The sequence below is a fragment of the Streptomyces sp. AK02-01A genome (assembly GCF_033795305.1).
In the GTDB taxonomy this organism is placed as follows: Bacteria; Actinomycetota; Actinomycetes; order Streptomycetales; family Streptomycetaceae; genus Streptomyces.
In genome coordinates, this window is sequence record NZ_JARBAE010000002.1 from 92,086 (window position 1) to 109,320 (window position 17,235).

The window sequence follows — 17,235 nt, forward strand, 5'->3', positions numbered from 1 at the left end:
GGGCGGACGACGCCACTTCTCCAACACGCCCTAGACTCGCTGGCATGTCTGGCCAGTCACTGCTCGTACCAGGAGAGCTCTCTCCCATCCGTTCCGTTCCCGGAAACATCCGGCGCCCCGAATATGTCGGGAAGCCTGCTCCTACCCCGTACAACGGGCCGGAAGTGCAGACACCGGAAACGATTGAGCTGATGCGGATCGCGGGACGGATCGCCGCGCAGGCGATGGAGGAGGCCGCGAAGCACATCGCGCCCGGTGTGACCACGGACGAGCTCGACCGGGTCGCGCACGAGTTCATGTGCGACCACGGGGCCTATCCGTCGACGCTCGGTTACCGCGGTTTTCCCAAGTCGCTCTGCACATCCGTCAATGAGGTGATCTGTCACGGCATCCCGGACTCCACGGTGCTCCGTGACGGCGACATCGTGAATCTCGATGTCACCGCTTACATCAACGGTGTGCACGGCGACAACAACGCCACCTACTTCTGCGGAGATGTCGACGAGGAGTCGAGGCTCCTGGTGGAGCGGACCCGCGAGTCGCTGAACCGCGCGATCAAGGCGGTGCGGCCCGGCCGCCAGATCAATGTGATCGGGCGGGTCATCGAGTCGTACGCCAAGCGGTTCGGCTACGGCGTCGTCAGGGACTTCACCGGTCACGGGATCAATTCGTCCTTCCACTCCGGACTGATCGTCCCGCACTACGACAGCCCGCACGCCACCACCGTCATCCAGCGCGGCATGACCTTCACGATCGAGCCGATGCTCACTCTCGGCACCTACGAGCACGACATGTGGGACGACGGCTGGACCGTGGTGACCAAGGACCGCAAGCGGACCGCGCAGTTCGAACACACGCTGGTGGTGACGGAGACGGGCGCCGAGATCCTCACGCTGCCCTGAGGTTGCCTCCGGGCGGGTGAGGAGTAGCGTTTTTACCGACAGGACGTCGGGAACCAGTTGACTTAGGTAAGCCTAAGTAAGAGTATCGGTCCTGGCGGCGGCCCCGTGCCGTCGCCGCCGGCCTTTGCCTGCTCCCGTCCCCTTCGGTCCCTGGAGGCCCGCCTTGGACGCCACCGCCACCGCCACTCCGTTCTCCACGCTCATCCGAGTCGCCTCGCACGAACAGCACACGGAGGCGGAGACCTCCGCCTTCATGAGCGACATGCTGGGCGGCAGACTCGGAGTGGACGCGTACACGCGGTACACCGAGCAGCTCTGGTTCGTGTACCGCGCGCTGGAGGACGCCGCCGAGTCGCTGAGAACGGACCCGGTCGCCGGTCCCTTCATCCAGGACGAGCTGTTGCGTACGTCCGAACTGGAGCGCGACCTGGCGCATCTGCGCGGTGCGGACTGGCGGACGGACCTTGAGCCGCTGCCCGCGACCGCCGCGTACGCCGCGCGGATCGAGGAGTGCGCGCGCGTCTGGCCGGGCGGATATGTGGCGCACCACTACACCCGCTATCTCGGAGACCTCTCCGGCGGCCAGATCATCCGCGACACGGCGGAGAAGACCTGGGGCTTCGCCCGCAAGGGCGACGGCGTCCGCTTCTATGTCTTCGAGCGGATCTCCAACCCGGCCGCGTTCAAGCGGGGTTACCGCGAGCTGCTGGACCAGGTGGCGGCGGACGATCTGGAGAAGCAGCGGATCATCGCGGAGTGCAAGCGCGCGTTCGACTTCAACGGCGCGGTCTTCCGCGAGCTGGGCGCGCGGTTCCCGCTGAGTGCCTGACCGGGCTCCCGCCGCGTCGGACGTTGATCTCTCAGTGGGCCGAGAGCAGGCGTACGCGTCCGCCTATCTCGATGGAGCCGTCGGGGCCGGGGGCCGTGAGGAGTTGCGATCCCCGGCCCTGAGTGATGTTCAGAGCGCGGCCCAGCTCCGCCGTGAGCAACAGCGCCGCCGCGCCGGTCGCCTCGTCCTCGACGATGCCGTCGTCGCGGCGCGGGAAGGCGCGGGCCCTGACCCGGCCCGCCGCCTCGTCCAGCCAGGCCCAGGCGTAGAGCCAGCCCTCGCCGGGCGGCGGAGCGGGCAGCGAGTCGACCTCGGCGGCTGACGCGTACCGCTGGATCGTGCGCGGCGGCGCCCATTCGGGACGGGCCGTGATCCAGGTGAACTCGCCGTCCTGACGCACCCAGACCTCTCCGGCCGGCGGATTGACCGCCTCCAGGTCGAGCAGCCAGGCGGCGCCGACGAGCGGATGTCCGGCGAACGGCAGTCGCAGCCCCGGCGTGTAGATGTCGACCACGCCGCGCTCGGGGTCGTCGACGAACACGGTCTCGCTGTAGCCGAGCCGGGCCGCGATGGCCTGCCGGGACGCCCGGTCCGGATGGGCGCGGCCCTCGCGGACCACCCCGAGCGTATTGCCGTGCCGGCCGTCGGCGGCGCAGAAGACGCTGAGTACGTCGATGTCTGTCACCCGGGCATTCAACATCACGGGCCCGCCTCGCGGCACCGCGGTATGTCCCTGGCCGCGCATCGCGGCGGACACGACGGCAGGGCCGCACCGTCCTTCCGGTCGGTGCGGCCCTGCCGTTGGCGGCGTGAGCGTTACGCGGTCTCCTCCTGAGATGTCCGGCGGCGCTTCGCGGCGAAGACCACGGCCACGCCCGCCGCGGCGACGGCGCCCGCCGCGCTCAGCAGCGTGCCGGTGGGGATCTCGGAGCCGGTGGAGGCGAGCGAGCCGGTGCCGCCGACGGTACCGCCGCCGACCGTGCCGCCCGTGGTACCGCCCGTCGTGCCGGAGTCGCCGCCCGTGCCGCCGGAGTCGCCGCCGGAGTCGCCGCCGCCCGGGAGGTCGGCGTCGTCGTCCAGCGAGACCGCGAGGGTCAGCTTGTCGAGAGCCGTGCCGGCCGGGTACATGCCGCCGAATGCCTTCGTGCCGTCGGCGGTGAGGGTCGCGGGGACGCCGCTCAGCGTGACCACGCCGTCCTTGGCCACCGGGCCACCGGCCGGGAGGTCCAGCGTGGCGAAGGTCAGGTCCTTGAAGGTGGCGACCTTGTGCGTGTCCCGGTCCTTGGTGCTGACGTCCGCGACGAGCGTGCCCTTGCCGTCCTTCACCTCGACCCGGAGACCGCTCAGTCCGAGGTCGAGCACATACTCACCGGCCTCCTCGTGGCCGAGGAAGCGGACCGTACCGGCGAAGGACGCGGAGAGCGTGTGCGCGTCCGCGTCGAAGGAGCCCGTTCCGTCGGAGAAGCGGTAGGCGGCGCCGGACTGGGTGGCGCCGCCGGAGAGTTCGACCTTGCCCTTGGCGATCGGTCCCGTGACATAGGACCGGAAGGACTCCTTCACACCCCAGTCCAGATTGCCGTCGACGATCGCGCCGTCCTCGGCGGCCGGCGGCGCGTCGCTGGCCGGCGCGGTGGGAGCCGGAGTGGTTCCGCCGGTGGGCGTGCCGGTGGGCGCGGTCGCCGTCGGTGTCGGTGTCGGCTCGGACTCGGTCGGATTCGGCGTCGGAGTCGGTGTCGGTGTGCCGCCCGTGGAGTACGCGACGGCGAGCGTGGCCTTGTCCAGCTCCGTGCCCGCCGCGTACATGCCGTTGAAGGCCTTCGCGCCGTCGGCGGTCAGCTTGGCGGGGATGTCCTTGAAGACCATCGTGCCCGCCGCGGTCTCCGGACGGATGCCCGCCAGATCGATCTCGGCGAGCTCGATGTCGTCCTGGGTGGTGCCGTTGAGGCTGACGTCCGCCTGTATGGCGCCGCCGGTGCCCTCGGTGACCAGCTTCACATCGGCGATCTGGATGTCGAAGCCGTGCGCGGCGGAGGTGAAGCGCACACCGCCGTCGAAGTCCGTGGTCACGTTGTGTGTCGCGGGGTCATAGGTGCCCGTGCCGCCGGTGAAGGTGAAGGGACCGTTTCCGGCGGCCTGGGTGGCGCCTTCGGTGGCCGAGATCGTGCCCGCGGCGATGCCCGTCACATATTTCCGGAAGGACTCCTTCAGGCCCCAGTCCAGGGTGCCGTCCTTCAGCTCCAGCTTCGGAGCACCGGGCGCGGCGGGCGCGGCGGCGGGCACACCGGCCGCGAGGGCCGGGAGGGTGAAGGCGGTGGCGCCGAGGGCGGCTGCCGTCGCGATGGCGGCGGCGAGGGCCCGGGGGCGGCGAGTGGCTGGCATGGTGGTGTTCTCCTCGATGGTTCGTATGTCGTGTGGTTCGCGCGGGCGCGGACCGTGCGTCTGCGACGGCCGTCCTGACGGCGCGGAACGCGCGCCGCGCGTGGATCGCGTGGGTGTTCAGTGGCCGCCGGGTCCGGCGGCGCCGCGGCGCCTGCGGACGACGAGCACGCCGAGTCCCGCGACGACGAGCAGGCCCGCGCCGATCGCCGCGTACGTTCCGGTGCCGACGGACGGCGCGGAGGACGCCGACGCCGCCGCGTCTTCGGTGGCCGGGCCTGCGGTGCGGCTGGTGGCCGCCGAGGGCTCCGGCCGCGCGGAGGCCGTGGCCTCGCTGCCCAGATCCGGCAGAGCGGGCAGGCGTGCCGTCCGGTCGACGGCGACGGCGAGCGAGACGGGATCCATCGCCGTGCCCGCCGAGTAGAGGGAGCCGAATGCCTTGGCGCCTTCCGAAGTGAGCGTGGCGGGAGCCTCGTTGACCGAGGCGAGGCCGTTCTTCGGCGTGAGGTCCTTGGCCGCGAAGGTGACGAGCGGCACCGCCTTCATGGCCGCCCGGCCCGCCGCGGCGTCGGCGACATCGGCGGACAGGGTGCCCCGGCCGTCCCTCACCCGGACGGTGACCTGACTCAGCGTCAGGTCGAGGCCGGTCCCGGTGAACCGGACGCTGCCCGCGAAGCCCGCGTCGAGCGTCCGCTTCGCGGCGTCGTAGGAGCCCTTGCCCCGAGGGAAGCGGAACAGCGCGCCGCCGTCCTGGGCACCGCCGCTCAGCGCCCACCGGCCCTGGGCGATGGAGCCCGTGACGTACTCGCGGTAGGTGCGGCGTACGCCCCAGTCGACGGCCGCGTCCTGGAACGCTCCGGCGGCCCTGGGCTCCGTCTTGGTGTCCTTCTTGGCGCCATCGCTCGTGGGCTTCTGCACGGGCTTCTTCGCCGCGACATCCACGGAGAGGCTCACCGGGTCGAGCGGCGTACCGGCCGTGTAGTAGCCGGCGAAGGCGGTGGCGCCCGTCGAGGTGAGCTTCGCCGGGACATTGGCGAGAGCGACCGGGCTGCCGCCGCCCGCCATGGTGATCCCGGAGAGATCGAGCGCGGCGAGCGGGACCTGGGAGGCGGTGGTGACCCTGCCCGATCCCTTCGCCTTGCTGGTCATGTCCGCGTAGAGGGTGCCGCCGCCACCGGAGATGCGCACGGTGGGCCGGCTGATCGTGAGGTCCAGTTCATACGTTCCGTCGGTCTTCCGGTGCCCGAGGAAGCGGACACCGCCCGAGAATCCGGCGCGGAAGGCCCCGGTGCCGGGGTCGTAGGTGCCGGTGGCGGAGTGGAAGCGGAACTGGCTGCCGCCCACGGTGGCGGCGCCGCCGGTGAGGCTCCAACTGCCGTGCGCTATGGGCCCGGTGACATAGCTCTGGAACGAGGACTTGATGCCCCAGTCGAGTCTGCCGCCCTGGACCGTGCGGTCCGCCGCCTGTGCGCCGGCGGCCGGAAGCAGGGCCACCGGCAGCGCCATGAGAAGCGCGACGGCGAACGCGCGCAAGGGTCTGAAGGACGGCATGAAGTCACTCCCACGTCTGAACGAGCCGGAATCCGGGCAGCCCCGGACCTGACAAGCAAGGCAAGGCTAACCTAAGCTATCTCAAGCCGTTCCGGAACCTCTCAGTCCAGCGAAACCTCAACAAAGCGTTGCAGAACGATGGATAGACCTCATAACCACCAGCAGAACGAACAGGACGGTGCACTCCGTGCGCAGATCACGTCTGGCGGGTGCGCTTCTCTCCGTACTCGCCCTCGCCCTGACCGCCACCGGCTGCGGTGACAGCGGCTCCGGCTCCGGCTCCGGCTCCGGCTCCGCGGACAAGAGTGGTGCGAACGCCGTCGCGGCGGACCGGGTCGAGCCGCTGGCGTCCGTGCCCGCGCCACGGCTGCCGGTCACCGTGGACTCGGCGGACGGCCGGCGGGTCACGGTCACCTCGGCCGACCGGATCGTGCCGCTGACCGGCTCGCTGAACGAGATCGTCTTCACTCTCGGCCTCGGCGCGAAGGTCGTGGCCCGCGACATCACCGCCACGTTCGAACAGGCGGCGAAGCTGCCGGTGGTGACCCGGGCGCACGATGTCTCGGCGGAGAGCGTCCTCTCGCTGAAGCCGACCGTCGTCATCGCGGACACCTCCACCGGACCCGCCGAGGCCATCGCGCAGATCCGGGACGCCGGCGTCCCTCTGGTCGTCGTCGAACCGGCGAAGAGCCTCGGCGACGTCGGGACGAGGATCGACACGGTGGCCGCCGCGCTCGGCGTCACCACGGCGGGCACCGAGCTGAAGGCACGTACCGAGCAGCGGATCGCCGCCGTACGCGCGGACATTCCCGCGCGGCAGGACGGCGCGAGGCCCCGCGTCGCCTTCCTCTATCTGCGCGGCTCGGCCTCCGTCTATCTGATCGGCGGCGGTGACTCCGGAGCGAGCTCGCTGCTGGAGGCCGCCGGCGCGGTCGACGCGGGCAAGGAATCCGGGCTGCGGAAGGACTTCACCGCGATCACCAGCGAGGCGCTGGCGAAGGCCGCGCCCGACGCGATCCTGGTGATGACCAAGGGCCTTGAATCGGTGGGCGGGACGGACGGCCTGGTGAAGATCCCGGGAGTCGCGGAGACACCCGCCGGGATGGACCGCAGAGTCGTCTCCGTCGACGACGGCGTGCTGCTGAACTACGGCCCGCGCACCGACCGGGTGCTGCGGTCGATCGTCGACCAGCTCTACGGAGACGAGAACTGATATGACGACGACTCCCGCGCCGGCGCCGGCCGGCGGCGTCCCGGACACGGACGATCCGCCGGCGCCGGCCACCGAAGCGCCCGCCGAGTGCCGGAGCCGACCGCGGCGGCCCGGGAAGACATCCCTGCTGACCGGCGGGCTGCTCGGCGCGCTGATCGTGCTCTGTCTGCTCTCCGCCGGGACCGGCGCCTACCACATACCGCTCGCGGACGTGCTCGCCTCCGTCCAGCACCGGGCCGGACTCGGCGGCGCCGCGCTCGACCGCGTCGGCGAGAGCGTCCTGTGGAACGTCCGGCTGCCACGGGTCGTGCTCGCGCTGCTCGTCGGCGCCTCGCTCGGCTGCGCCGGCGCGCTGATGCAGGGCGTGTTCGGCAATCCGCTCGCCGAACCGGGCGTCATCGGCATCTCGTCGGGCGCCGCGGTCGGCGCGGTGGCCTCGATCGCGCTGGGCCTGAGCTTCTTCGGCAACTGGACGGTGACGGTCTGCGCGTTCGCCGCCGGGCTGGCGACGGTGCTGCTCGTCTACGCGCTGTCCCGCTCCGGAGGCCGTACGGAGGTGGTCACGCTCATCCTGACCGGGATAGCGGTGAACGCCTTCGCGGGCGCGCTGATCGGGCTGTTCATCTTCTTCGCGGACAGCGCGCAGATCACCCAGATCACCTTCTGGCAGCTCGGCTCGCTGGCGCAGGCGACCTGGCCGAAGGTGCTGGCGGTGCTGCCGTGCGCGCTGGCCGGGCTGGCCATCGCGCCGTTCCACGCCGGGAAGCTGGACCTTCTCGCGCTCGGAGAACGGCCCGCCCGCCATCTCGGAGTGGACGTCGAGCGGCTCCGTACGGTCCTCGTCCTGGTGGTCGCGCTGCTCACCGCGGCCGCCGTCGCGGTGGCCGGGATCATCACCTTCGTCGGGCTGCTGGTGCCTCATCTGCTGCGGATGGCGCACGGACCCGGCCATCGCTTCCTGGTGCCGGGCAGCGCGCTCGGCGGCGCGCTGGTCCTGGTGGCCGGCGATCTGGCGGCCCGTACGGTCGCGGCCCCGGCCGAGCTCCCGCTGGGCGTGCTCACCGCGCTCCTCGGCAGTCCGTTCTTCTTCTGGCTGCTGCGCAGGACCCGTCGTAGGCAAGGCGGTTGGGCGTGACCCGCGCCGCGCCGCCCTATCCGCCGCATCCGTATCCGAGGAAGTCCCGTATGCGTCTCAAGAGTCTGTTCGCCGCGCGTGAGCGCGCTCTGCCCGGGCCCGTCCGGCCGGGCACGGCCGTCGCCGAAGCGGAGGGCCTTCAGCTCCGCCTCGGGCAGCGCGAGGTGCTCTCCGGGATCAATCTCACCGTCCGCGCCGGTGAGGTGCTCGCGCTCGTCGGGCCCAACGGCGCCGGTAAGTCGACCCTGCTCGCCGCGCTCGCCGCCGATCTGCGTCCGGACGGCGGTGCGCTACGGATCGACGGCCGTCCGGCGCACCACTGGTCCGCACCGGAACTCGCGCTGCGCCGCGCCGTGCTGCCGCAGGCCGCCACGCTCTCCTTCCCGTTCCCGGTCGCGGAGGTGGTACGGATGGGCCGGGCGCCATGGGCCGGGACCGCGCTGGAGGACGAGGACGGCGCCGCCGTCGCCGAGGCGATGGCGCTCACCGAGACCGCGGAGTTCGCCGGACGTCCCTTCTCCGCACTCTCCGGCGGCGAGCGGGCCCGGGTCGCTCTCGCCCGGGTGCTCGCGCAGCGGGCGCCACTGCTGCTGCTCGACGAGCCGACCGCCGCGCTCGATCTGCGCCATCAGGAACTGGTGCTGCGGATCTGCCGGGCGCGCGCGGCGGCGGGCGACGCCGTCGTGGTCGTACTGCACGATCTCGGACTGGCGGCGGCGCACGCGGACCGGACCGCCGTCCTGCACGACGGCCGGATCGCGGCCGAGGGCCCGCCGGAAGGCGTCTTCCGCGACGAACTGCTGAGCCGGGTCTACCGGCAGCCCGTCGAGGTCCTCCGCCATCCCGGTACCGGAGTACCGCTGGTGATCCCGAAGCGGGCCACTTGACCGGCGCTTTGCGTCGCCGTGGGGCCTTGATGGAGCTGTCGTAACCTTCCCGTATCCGGCCAAAAGAGTGAGATCTGAATCACCTGACCGGCGGGTAGCGCTTAGGGAAGCCTCGGTTAAGTTAGGTCCGCCTCAGTACCTCATTCCATCCATCGTGGAGCCCTGTATGCGACCTGTCCGCCTCTCCGTCGCCACCGCCATCGCCGCGGTGGCCGCCCTGACCGCCGTCACGGGCTGCGCCGAGAAGAGCGACACCAAGGCCGGCGACGGCGCCGTCCAGGTCACCGCGAAGGACGACTCCTGCGAGGTCTCCAGGACGGAATTCCCGGCGGGCCATGTCGAACTGGCCGTCGAGAACAAGGGCTCCAAGGTCACCGAGGTCTATGTCCTCTTCCCGGACGACCGCATCGTCACCGAGCGGGAGAACATCGGCCCCGGCACCAAGGCCAAGGTCACCGCCGAGGTGAAGGCCGGTACGTACGAGATCGCCTGCAAGCCCGGCATGAAGGGCGACGGCATCCGCCAGAAGATCACCGTCACCGGCGGCACCGCCGCGAAGCGCAGCCCGGAGATGGACGCCGCGGTCGCCGCGTACCGCAAGTACGCCCAGACGCAGGCCGACGAGACGCTGCCCCTGGTCAAGGTGTTCACCGACGCCGTGCGCGCCGGAGACGTCGAGGCCGCGAAGAAGGCATACGCCACCTCCCGGATCGGCTGGGAGCGCACCGAGCCGGTCGCCGAGTCCTTCGGTGACATCGACCCGAAGGTGGACGTCCGCGCCGACGGCCTGGAGGACGGCCAGAAGTGGACCGGCTGGCACCGGCTGGAGAAGGAACTCTGGCAGGACAAGAAGCTCGGCCCGGACGCGAAGGCGCTCGCCGACGCCCTCGACACGGACCTCACCGACTGGCAGACGCGCGTCGGCAAGGCGGAGATCACACCGACCTCCATGGCCAACGGCGCCAAGGAACTCCTCGACGAGGTCGCGTCCGGCAAGGTCACCGGCGAGGAGGAGCGCTACAGCCACACCGACCTGGTCGACTTCAAGGCCAATGTCGAGGGCGCGCAGCACTCCTACGAGCTGCTCAAGCCGGTCGCCTCGAAGAACGACCCGGCGCTGGTGACCGAGCTGGACAAGCGGTTCGCCGCGATCAACACGCTGCTCGACACGTACCGCGCCGCACCGGACTCGTACGACTTCACCTCGTACGAGAAGGTCGGCGAGGCGCAGCGCAAGGAGCTGTCGGACGGTGTGAACGCGCTGGCCGAGCCGCTCTCCAAGCTCGCCGCCGCCGTCGTCAAGTAACCGTCGAGCAAGGGAATACCGGGACATGTCCGATGAAACAGCGGAGTCCGCGGCGACGGGCCACGGCGGCCCGTCCCGTGCCGCGCCGTCCCGCCGTGCGCTGCTGGGCTGGGGCGGCGCCGGGCTCGCGCTGGGCGCCGCCGCGGCCGGCGGCGCGGTGGCCGCCGTACGGGACGGAGACGGCGCCGGGCCCGCGAGTGACACCGGCGCGGCGGTTCCCTTCCACGGGCCGCACCAGGCCGGTATCGCCACCGCCGTCCAGGACCGGCTGCACTTCGCCGCGTTCGACGTGACGACGGAGGACCGCGCGGAACTGGTCCGGTTGCTCAAGGACTGGACGCGGGCCGCCGAGCGGCTGACGGCGGGACACCCGGTCGGCGAGGGAGCGTACGGCGGTCTCGCCGAGGCCCCGCCGGACGACACGGGCGAGGCGCTGGGCCTCAAGCCGTCCCGGCTCACGCTCACCTTCGGCGTCGGCCCGTCGCTCTTCGCCAAGGACCGGTTCGGACTGGACGAGCGGCGTCCGGCCGCGCTGGTGGACCTGCCGAAGTTCCCTGGCGACCATCTCGATCCGGCGCGCGGCGGCGGCGATCTGTGTGTCCAGGCGTGCGCGGACGATCCGCAGGTCGCGGTGCACGCGATCCGCAATCTGGCCAGGATCGGCTTCGGAAAGGTCGCGGTGCGCTGGTCGCAGCTCGGCTTCGGCAAGACGTCGTCGACCACGCCGGGCGCTCAGACACCGCGCAATCTCTTCGGCTTCAAGGACGGCACCAGCAATATCGCGGGCACCGACACCGCCGCGCTCTCCCGGCATGTGTGGGCGGCGGAGCAGGACGGCGCCGCCTGGATGGCCGGCGGCTCCTATCTGGTCGCGCGCCGGATCTCGATGCGGATCGAGACCTGGGACCGTACGTCCCTCCAGGAGCAGGAGGACGTCTTCGGCCGGGACAAGGGCGAAGGCGCGGCGGTCGGCCGGGCCCGCGAGCACGACCGGCCCCGTCTGGAGGCCATGCTGCCGACTTCGCACGTACGGCTGGCGCATCCGGACTCCCATCACGGGGCCCGGCTGCTGCGCCGTGGCTATTCCTTCACGGACGGTACGGACGGTCTGGGCCGGCTGGACGCGGGGCTGTTCTTCCTGGCGTACCAGCGCGACATACGGGCCGCCTTCATCCCCGTACAGCAGAGCCTCGCGCGCTCCGACGCGCTCAACGAGTACATCCAGCACGTGGGTTCAGCGGTCTTCGCGATCCCGCCGGGCGTCCGGGACACGGACGACTGGTGGGGCCGGACCCTGATCTCCTAGAAGCAGAAGGGACCCGACGCCGTGTTCGGCAACTACCTGATCGGTCTGCGCGAAGGGCTGGAGGCCAGTCTCGTCGTCTGCATCCTGATCGCGTATCTGGTGAAGACGGACCGGCGTGACGCGCTGCGGCCCATCTGGACCGGTATCGGCGTCGCGGTGGCTCTCGCGCTCGGCTTCGGCTGCGCGCTCGAATTCGGCTCGCAGGAGCTGACGTTCGAGGCGCAGGAGGCGCTCGGCGGGTCGCTGTCGATCGTCGCGGTGGCGCTGGTGACCTGGATGGTCTTCTGGATGCGGCGCACCGCGCGGCATCTGAGGGCGGAGCTGGGCGCCAAGCTCGACGCGGCGCTGCGGATGGGCACGGGCGCGCTGGTCGCGACGGCGTTCCTGGCGGTGGGCCGGGAAGGGCTGGAGACCGCGCTGTTCGTCTGGGCGTCGGTGCGGGCGTCGTCGGACGGCACGCACGGGCCGCTGATCGGAGTGCTGCTCGGCATCGCCAGCGCGGTGGTGCTGGGCTGGCTCTTCTACCGGGGCGCGGTCAGGATCAATCTGGCGAAGTTCTTCACCTGGACCGGCGGAATGCTGGTGGTCGTCGCGGCGGGTGTGCTCGCGTACGGCGTCCATGACCTTCAGGAGGCGCGCTTCCTCGGCGGTCTGTCCGACCGTGCCTTCGACATCAGCTCGACGGTCCCGCCGGACAGTTGGTACGGCACGCTTCTCAAGGGCGTCTTCAACTTCCAGCCGGACCCGACGGTGCTTCAAGTCGTCGTGTGGTGCCTGTATCTGGTCCCGACGCTCGCGCTGTTCCTGTCCCCGGTATGGTTCGGACGGTCAGTGGGGGTCAAGGAGCAGAAGGCGACCGATGAGCAGGCTGAGAAGGCCGATTCGGGCAGCGGCGGGGCTCGCGACGGTGACGGCGCTGGCGCTGACGGCGAGCGGGTGCGTGACGGTGCACGGGGAGCTGGCGGTCGTACCGTCGGCGAAGCGGACTGAGGCCGCGCGGGCGCTGAAGGACTTCACCGACGCGTACAACAAGGCGGACAAGGCCTACGATCCGGCGCTCGACGCGGACCGGGTGACCGGCGCGCTCGGCGCGATCAACCAGGCCGGTCTGAAGGCGCGGAGCATCACGAGCCCGGACGGCAATCCCGGGCACCAGCCGCTCGAACTGGCCGACGCGAGGTTCACGATCCCGAAGAAGGCCGGCTGGCCGCGCTGGTTCGTCGCGGACACCGACAGCAACCGGGACCGGGACGGCGGCCCGGAGGACAACCGCTGGGTGCTGGTCTTCGTCCGCGAGGCTCCCGGCAAGCAGTGGCAGGTGCCGTATCTGACGATCCTCTCTCCGGACGAGGTCCCGGTCTTCAAGACGGACAAGGACGGCTGGGGCGAGGCGGTGGCGGCGGACAGTGAGGCGCTGTCGGTGGCGCCGAAGGAGCTGAGCGCGCAGTACGCCGCGTATCTGGGAAGCGGCGAGCCGGCGCGTTTCGCGGCCGGCCCGCACACGGACGCCTGGCGGGAGAGCCGCGCGAGGAACGCGCGGCTGCCCGGTCTCACCACGCAGTATGTCGACCAGCCGCTGACCGGCGGCGACTTCGCGCCGCTGGGCCTGATGACACAGGACGGCGACGCGCTTGTCTTCTTCGCCACGCGCTACTTCGAACGCCAGACGGGCGCGAAGGGTGTCCGGCCGCCGGCGAACGCGGATGTGAAGGCGCTCATGACGGGTGAGGTGAAGACCACTCTCACCAAGGAGTGGGTCTCCAGCCAGGCGGTCCTGGTGCCGCGCGGCGGAGCGGGCGCGTCTCAGGTCGTGGTGTCGGGCCGCCTTCAGGGAGTCATCGGGGCCACGGGCTCCTGAGGCCGGGCGAGAGGCGGCGCCGTCCGCTCAGCGGCCCATCGGCCAGGCCACCGCGTGCGGGTCCAGTTCGGCGTTCTCACCGGCGTAGCGTGCGCACGCGTCGGTCAGCGCCTCCAGGAGCGTCAGCGGGTCCGGCAGCGGGTGTTCGGGACCGCGCAGCCAGCGCAGCGCGAGTTCGCCGGGAAGCCGGGCCGGAGGTACGAGCACATAGCTGCCCCGGCAGTGCCAGCGCAGGCCCGGATGCTCGTCCATCGTCTCGGGATGGCAGTCCAGCTCACAGGGCCACCACTCGTCCTCGTCCTCCGGAGTGCCTCGGGTCGCGGTGAAGAAGAGCATCCGGTCACCGCCGGAGTCGGCCACAGGACCGACGTCGACACCCTCTTCGAGCAGACGCTCCAGCGCCCGGCTGCCGGCTTCCAGCGGGACGTCCAGGACGTCGTGGACCATGCCGGTCGCGGTGATGAAGTTGGCCTCGGGCTGGTTCCGCGCCCACCGCTCGATCTGCGCGCGGTCGGTGGTGGACTGGGTCCCCCAGGCGAAGGAGATCGGGTGTCTGGCCGGGGTCGGACAGCCGATCCGCTCGCAGGAACATCGGTAACCGACCGGATGCGCGGCGGGCGAGAGCGGCATACCGGCATCGGCGACGGCGAGGAGCAGTGCCTCCCGGCCACCGGCGTCTCCGTCGAGCCCGGCGTCACCGGCGCTCTTCTTGGGGCGCCTGCGCAGCCACTGGGGAATCCTGCTCTCCGTGCCGCGGTAGCGGCCGAAATCGTCGCCCATCTATCCCCTCACACACCTCACGCTCGTCCCTGCGGACACTCCCATCGTCGCACCATCCTGCTCCTCAGGTGGCCGTGCTCCCCAACCGGGGTACGGAGACCGAACGGCGACCCTGGTGAACTTCTCGCCGTATATGCCGATATGCGACAAGGCTTCGGCCGCCGGTGGCCCATGGCGTCGGACACACGGCGGCGCCGTCCGCCGCCTCGCGGGACACCACTCGGACCGGCGCCGCGACGGCTCAGCGCCGCGGCGCCAGACCGTACAGCGCGTACTCGACGACCCGGTCCGCGTACTCGTGCGTCAGCGGAAGCGTCCGCAGCAGCCAGCGATGCGCCACCGGTCCTGTGAGCTGCTCCAGGGCGGTCCGGAGGTCGATGTCCTGGCGCACCTGTCCGGCGTCCTGGGCGGCCCGCAGCCGCTGCACATAGAGCTGGAGCTGTGGTTCGAGCAGCTTCCCGGTGAACTCGGCGCCCAGCTCCGCGTCGACGATCCCCGCGGCGGTGAGCGCCCGGCTCGGCACGTCGAACCTGGGGTCGTTCATCTCGTCGACCGTGGCCCGCAGCACCAGCTTGAGGTCGGCCTCCAGATCGCCGGTGTCGGGAATCCCGTCCGCCATCTCTCCGTCGGCCGCCTCCCGCGCCGTGCGGTCGGCGAGATCGAGAAAGGCATCCAGCAGCACCGCTCCCTTGGAGGGCCACCAGCGGTAGATCGTCTGCTTGCCCACACCGGCGCGGGCCGCGATGCCCTCGATCGTCGTCTTCGGATAGCCCACCTCACCCACCAGGGCGAGGGCCGCGTCATGGATGGCGCGGCGGGAGCGCTCGCTGCGCCGGGTGGAGTCGGGTGCCTTGATCTCAGCCATGGGCCCAAATCTACCGAGGGATGAGCCGATACGTATCGTCTCATTTCGGCACCGGAGCAGGCGGCCGGTGCCCGATGACCGCCGTACGGCTGACCGGTGTACGGCCGTCCGGTGGAACCACCCGAATGGATCACAGCGCGAGGCCGCCGCGGAGCGGAGCATGGCTTGCACGCACATGTTGTGCGCATCACCGCTCGTGAGGAGCCCTCCTTGCCTCGTGACGCCTCGCCTCGCCGCTATCTCATGTGTCCGCCGCACCACTTCCGGGTGACGTACTCGATCAACCCGTGGATGGATCCGGCGAAACCGGTGGACCTGCCGCTCGCGCTCGCCCAGTGGGAAGACCTCCGCGACCGCTATCTCGCTCTCGGCCACACCGTCTCGCTGCTGGACCCCCGGCCGGACCTGCCCGACATGGTCTTCGCGGCCAACGGCGCCACGGTCGTCGACGGCAAGGTGCTCGGCGCCCGCTTCGCGCATCAGGAGCGCATGCCGGAGGCCGAGGCGCATCTGGCCTGGTTCCGCGCCCGGGGATACGCCGAGATCCATGAGCCGGTACACATCAACGAGGGCGAGGGCGACTTCGCCGTCACCGCCTCCTATCTGCTGGCCGGGCGCGGCTTCCGGTCCAGTCCGCTCTCCCACGACGAGGCACAGGAGTTCTTCGGCCGGCCGGTGATCGGCCTGGATCTGATCGATCCGCGCTACTACCACCTGGACACGGCGCTCTGTGTGCTGGACGACACGGCGGACGAGATCATGTACTACCCGGGCGCCTTCTCGCCGGGCAGCAGATCCGTGCTCGCCCGGCTCTTTCCCGGCGCGCTCGTCGCGTCGGAGGAGGACGCGGCGGTGCTCGGCCTGAACGCGGTGAGCGACGGCCGCCATGTGCTGCTGCCGGCCACAGCGGCCGGGCTGCTCGCGCCGCTGCGCGACCGCGGGTTCGAGCCCGTCGGCATCGATCTGGGCGAGCTGCTCAAGGGCGGCGGCAGCGTGAAGTGCTGCACCCAGGAGCTACGGGCCTGAACGCGTCCTACGCGTCCGGCCCGTCCTCCGTGGCGCGCGGCGGCCAGACGTCGCCCCAGGCCGTGTCCCGCGCCGCGCGGTACAGCGGGCCGTGCCGCTTGGTGACCGTCTCCCGCCGCAGCCCGTCCTCCACGGTGCACAGATCGAGCAGCACCTGTCCCTTGCGGATCTGCGGCTTGCGCGTCACCCGGCCCCGCGCCGGCCGCGCCTCGAAGCGCACCGCCGCGACATAGCTGAACTTCTCGTCCTCGTAGGCCAGCGAGCCTCCCTTCACCTGCCGGTGCAGGGAGGACCGGCTGACCCGCGCCGCGAAGTGGCACCAGTCCTCGCCCGGCTCGATCGGGCAGGCGCCGCTGTGCGGACAGGGCGCGGCGATCCGCAGCCCGGCCGCGATGAGCTGATCACGGGCCTCGATGATCCGGAGATAGCCGTCCGGAGTGCCGGGCTCCACGACCACCACGGCGCGCGCGGCCCGCGCGGCCTCGGCGACCAGCGCGCCGCGGTCCCGCTCCGCCAGCTCCTTCAGTACGTACGAGACGGTCACCAGATCGCTCTCCGGCAGCTTCAGCGCCGCTCCGATCCTGGCCTGCCGCCACTCGGCGGCGCGCAGCCCGGGAAGTCCGGAGGCGGCGGCCAGCTCACGGCCAAGAGCCAGCGCGGGCTCGGCCCAGTCCAGGACGGTGGTGGTGCGCGGCTCCGCCCAGATCGCGTCGGCCGCCCAGATCGCGGCCCCGGTCCCGCCGCCGACATCCACATGGCTGCCGGGAGCCCAGTCCGGCGCGGCGCCGGCCAGCCCGTCCAGTGCCGCGCGTACCGCCTCGAAGGTCGCGGGCATCCGGTACGCCGCGTAGGCGGCGACGTCCGACCGGTCGCGGAGCACCGGCGCGTCCGTGGGAGTGGCGCCACGGTAGTTGGCGATCAGCCGGTCGACGGCCTGTCCGGCCTGCTTCGGCGGCAGCCCGTCGAGCAGTCCGGCGAGCGCGGTCCGCAGGACGTCCGGAGTGGAGAGGGTGACGTTCACCGCCGAATTCTACGGCTCCTCCCGGCAGCGCGTCCCGCGACCGCCGTGACGGACGACGGCACGGCGTACGGCGCGTCGGACGCCCGGGGCCCGGCGAACGCTCTGGCGGGCGGTGGCAGCCCGGTCGCCGTGGACCTGGCGACCGGCACGCCGACGGCCCTCACCGCCGGCGTCCGGCTG

At 71.4% G+C, this 17,235-nt stretch carries 16 protein-coding genes; 10 read left to right on the forward strand and 6 right to left on the reverse strand.

Annotated features, from left to right (window positions below):
- Nucleotides 1-44: 44 nt before the first annotated feature.
- Nucleotides 45-902, forward strand: a complete 858-nt coding sequence (map, locus tag PV679_RS02825; protein ID WP_319678596.1) for a type I methionyl aminopeptidase — start codon at nucleotides 45-47, stop codon at nucleotides 900-902.
- A gap of 163 nt (nucleotides 903-1,065) precedes the next feature.
- Entirely contained in the window at nucleotides 1,066-1,731 is a 666-nt protein-coding gene (locus PV679_RS02830) for a biliverdin-producing heme oxygenase (RefSeq protein WP_319678597.1), read from the forward strand.
- A gap of 31 nt (nucleotides 1,732-1,762) precedes the next feature.
- On the opposite strand, the gene PV679_RS02835 is transcribed toward PV679_RS02830, so the two are convergent.
- The 3 genes from PV679_RS02835 to PV679_RS02845 all read right to left on the reverse strand — a co-directional run bounded on the left by PV679_RS02835 (nucleotide 1,763) and on the right by PV679_RS02845 (nucleotide 5,658).
- A complete protein-coding gene (locus tag PV679_RS02835) occupies nucleotides 1,763-2,431 on the reverse strand; it encodes a PhzF family phenazine biosynthesis protein (RefSeq protein WP_319678741.1) in 669 nt (222 codons plus the stop codon).
- A 116-nt stretch (nucleotides 2,432-2,547) separates the two neighbouring features.
- A complete protein-coding gene (locus PV679_RS02840) occupies nucleotides 2,548-4,110 on the reverse strand; it encodes an HtaA domain-containing protein (RefSeq protein ID WP_319678598.1) in 1,563 nt (520 codons plus the stop codon).
- 117 nt (nucleotides 4,111-4,227) lie between these two features.
- Complete coding sequence (locus PV679_RS02845; RefSeq protein ID WP_319678599.1) at nucleotides 4,228-5,658, reverse strand: HtaA domain-containing protein; 1,431 nt, start codon at nucleotides 5,656-5,658, stop codon at nucleotides 4,228-4,230.
- 187 nt (nucleotides 5,659-5,845) lie between these two features.
- On the opposite strand from PV679_RS02845, the gene PV679_RS02850 reads away from it, so the two are divergent.
- The 7 genes from PV679_RS02850 to PV679_RS02880 all read left to right on the forward strand — a co-directional run bounded on the left by PV679_RS02850 (nucleotide 5,846) and on the right by PV679_RS02880 (nucleotide 13,363).
- Nucleotides 5,846-6,871, forward strand: a complete 1,026-nt coding sequence (locus tag PV679_RS02850; RefSeq protein ID WP_319678600.1) for a heme/hemin ABC transporter substrate-binding protein — start codon at nucleotides 5,846-5,848, stop codon at nucleotides 6,869-6,871.
- Between the two features lies 1 nt (nucleotide 6,872).
- Nucleotides 6,873-8,006, forward strand: a complete 1,134-nt coding sequence (locus PV679_RS02855; protein ID WP_319678601.1) for an iron ABC transporter permease — start codon at nucleotides 6,873-6,875, stop codon at nucleotides 8,004-8,006.
- Between the two features lie 50 nt (nucleotides 8,007-8,056).
- The gene (locus PV679_RS02860; protein WP_319678602.1) at nucleotides 8,057-8,893 is read left to right on the forward strand and encodes a heme ABC transporter ATP-binding protein; all 837 of its coding nucleotides are present in this window, start codon (nucleotides 8,057-8,059) and stop codon (nucleotides 8,891-8,893) included.
- A 166-nt stretch (nucleotides 8,894-9,059) separates the two neighbouring features.
- Nucleotides 9,060-10,199, forward strand: a complete 1,140-nt coding sequence (efeO, locus tag PV679_RS02865) for an iron uptake system protein EfeO (protein WP_319678603.1) — start codon at nucleotides 9,060-9,062, stop codon at nucleotides 10,197-10,199.
- A gap of 25 nt (nucleotides 10,200-10,224) precedes the next feature.
- Entirely contained in the window at nucleotides 10,225-11,505 is a 1,281-nt protein-coding gene (gene efeB, locus PV679_RS02870; protein ID WP_319678604.1) for an iron uptake transporter deferrochelatase/peroxidase subunit, read from the forward strand.
- Between the two features lie 21 nt (nucleotides 11,506-11,526).
- Nucleotides 11,527-12,495 carry an iron uptake transporter permease EfeU gene (efeU, locus tag PV679_RS02875; protein WP_319678605.1) on the forward strand — a complete coding sequence of 323 codons (969 nt, stop codon included), beginning with the start codon at nucleotides 11,527-11,529 and terminating at the stop codon, nucleotides 12,493-12,495.
- Entirely contained in the window at nucleotides 12,413-13,363 is a 951-nt protein-coding gene (locus tag PV679_RS02880) for a hypothetical protein (RefSeq protein ID WP_319678742.1), read from the forward strand. Before efeU ends, PV679_RS02880 begins: the two co-directional genes overlap by 83 nt.
- A 27-nt stretch (nucleotides 13,364-13,390) precedes the next feature.
- Here the strand turns inward: PV679_RS02880 and PV679_RS02885 are convergent, their stop codons facing one another.
- A complete protein-coding gene (locus PV679_RS02885) occupies nucleotides 13,391-14,143 on the reverse strand; it encodes a bifunctional DNA primase/polymerase (RefSeq protein WP_319678606.1) in 753 nt (250 codons plus the stop codon).
- A gap of 241 nt (nucleotides 14,144-14,384) precedes the next feature.
- Complete coding sequence (locus tag PV679_RS02890; RefSeq protein ID WP_319678607.1) at nucleotides 14,385-15,008, reverse strand: TetR/AcrR family transcriptional regulator; 624 nt, start codon at nucleotides 15,006-15,008, stop codon at nucleotides 14,385-14,387.
- 210 nt (nucleotides 15,009-15,218) lie between these two features.
- Between PV679_RS02890 and ddaH the strand changes: the two genes are divergently transcribed.
- Nucleotides 15,219-16,034, forward strand: coding sequence for a dimethylargininase (gene ddaH / locus PV679_RS02895; RefSeq protein ID WP_319678608.1), 816 nt, complete (start codon nucleotides 15,219-15,221; stop codon nucleotides 16,032-16,034).
- 7 nt (nucleotides 16,035-16,041) lie between these two features.
- Here ddaH and PV679_RS02900 read toward each other — a convergent pair whose 3' ends face one another.
- A complete protein-coding gene (locus tag PV679_RS02900) occupies nucleotides 16,042-17,055 on the reverse strand; it encodes a small ribosomal subunit Rsm22 family protein (RefSeq protein ID WP_319678609.1) in 1,014 nt (337 codons plus the stop codon).
- Between the last annotated feature and the right edge of the window lie 180 nt (nucleotides 17,056-17,235).

Bases quoted from the DNA above. Each gene is read 5' to 3' on its own strand.
- efeB (WP_319678604.1), top strand. From the start codon at position 10,225: ATGTCCGATGAAACAGCGGAGTCCGCGGCGACGGGCCACGGCGGCCCG.
- PV679_RS02890 (WP_319678607.1), bottom strand. From the start codon at position 15,008: ATGGCTGAGATCAAGGCACCCGACTCCACCCGGCGCAGCGAGCGCTCC.
- PV679_RS02855 (WP_319678601.1), top strand. From the start codon at position 6,873: ATGACGACGACTCCCGCGCCGGCGCCGGCCGGCGGCGTCCCGGACACG.
- PV679_RS02845 (WP_319678599.1), bottom strand. From the start codon at position 5,658: ATGCCGTCCTTCAGACCCTTGCGCGCGTTCGCCGTCGCGCTTCTCATG.
- PV679_RS02840 (WP_319678598.1), bottom strand. From the start codon at position 4,110: ATGCCAGCCACTCGCCGCCCCCGGGCCCTCGCCGCCGCCATCGCGACG.
- efeO (WP_319678603.1), top strand. From the start codon at position 9,060: ATGCGACCTGTCCGCCTCTCCGTCGCCACCGCCATCGCCGCGGTGGCC.
- PV679_RS02885 (WP_319678606.1), bottom strand. From the start codon at position 14,143: ATGGGCGACGATTTCGGCCGCTACCGCGGCACGGAGAGCAGGATTCCC.
- PV679_RS02835 (WP_319678741.1), bottom strand. From the start codon at position 2,431: ATGTTGAATGCCCGGGTGACAGACATCGACGTACTCAGCGTCTTCTGC.
- map (WP_319678596.1), top strand. From the start codon at position 45: ATGTCTGGCCAGTCACTGCTCGTACCAGGAGAGCTCTCTCCCATCCGT.
- PV679_RS02860 (WP_319678602.1), top strand. From the start codon at position 8,057: ATGCGTCTCAAGAGTCTGTTCGCCGCGCGTGAGCGCGCTCTGCCCGGG.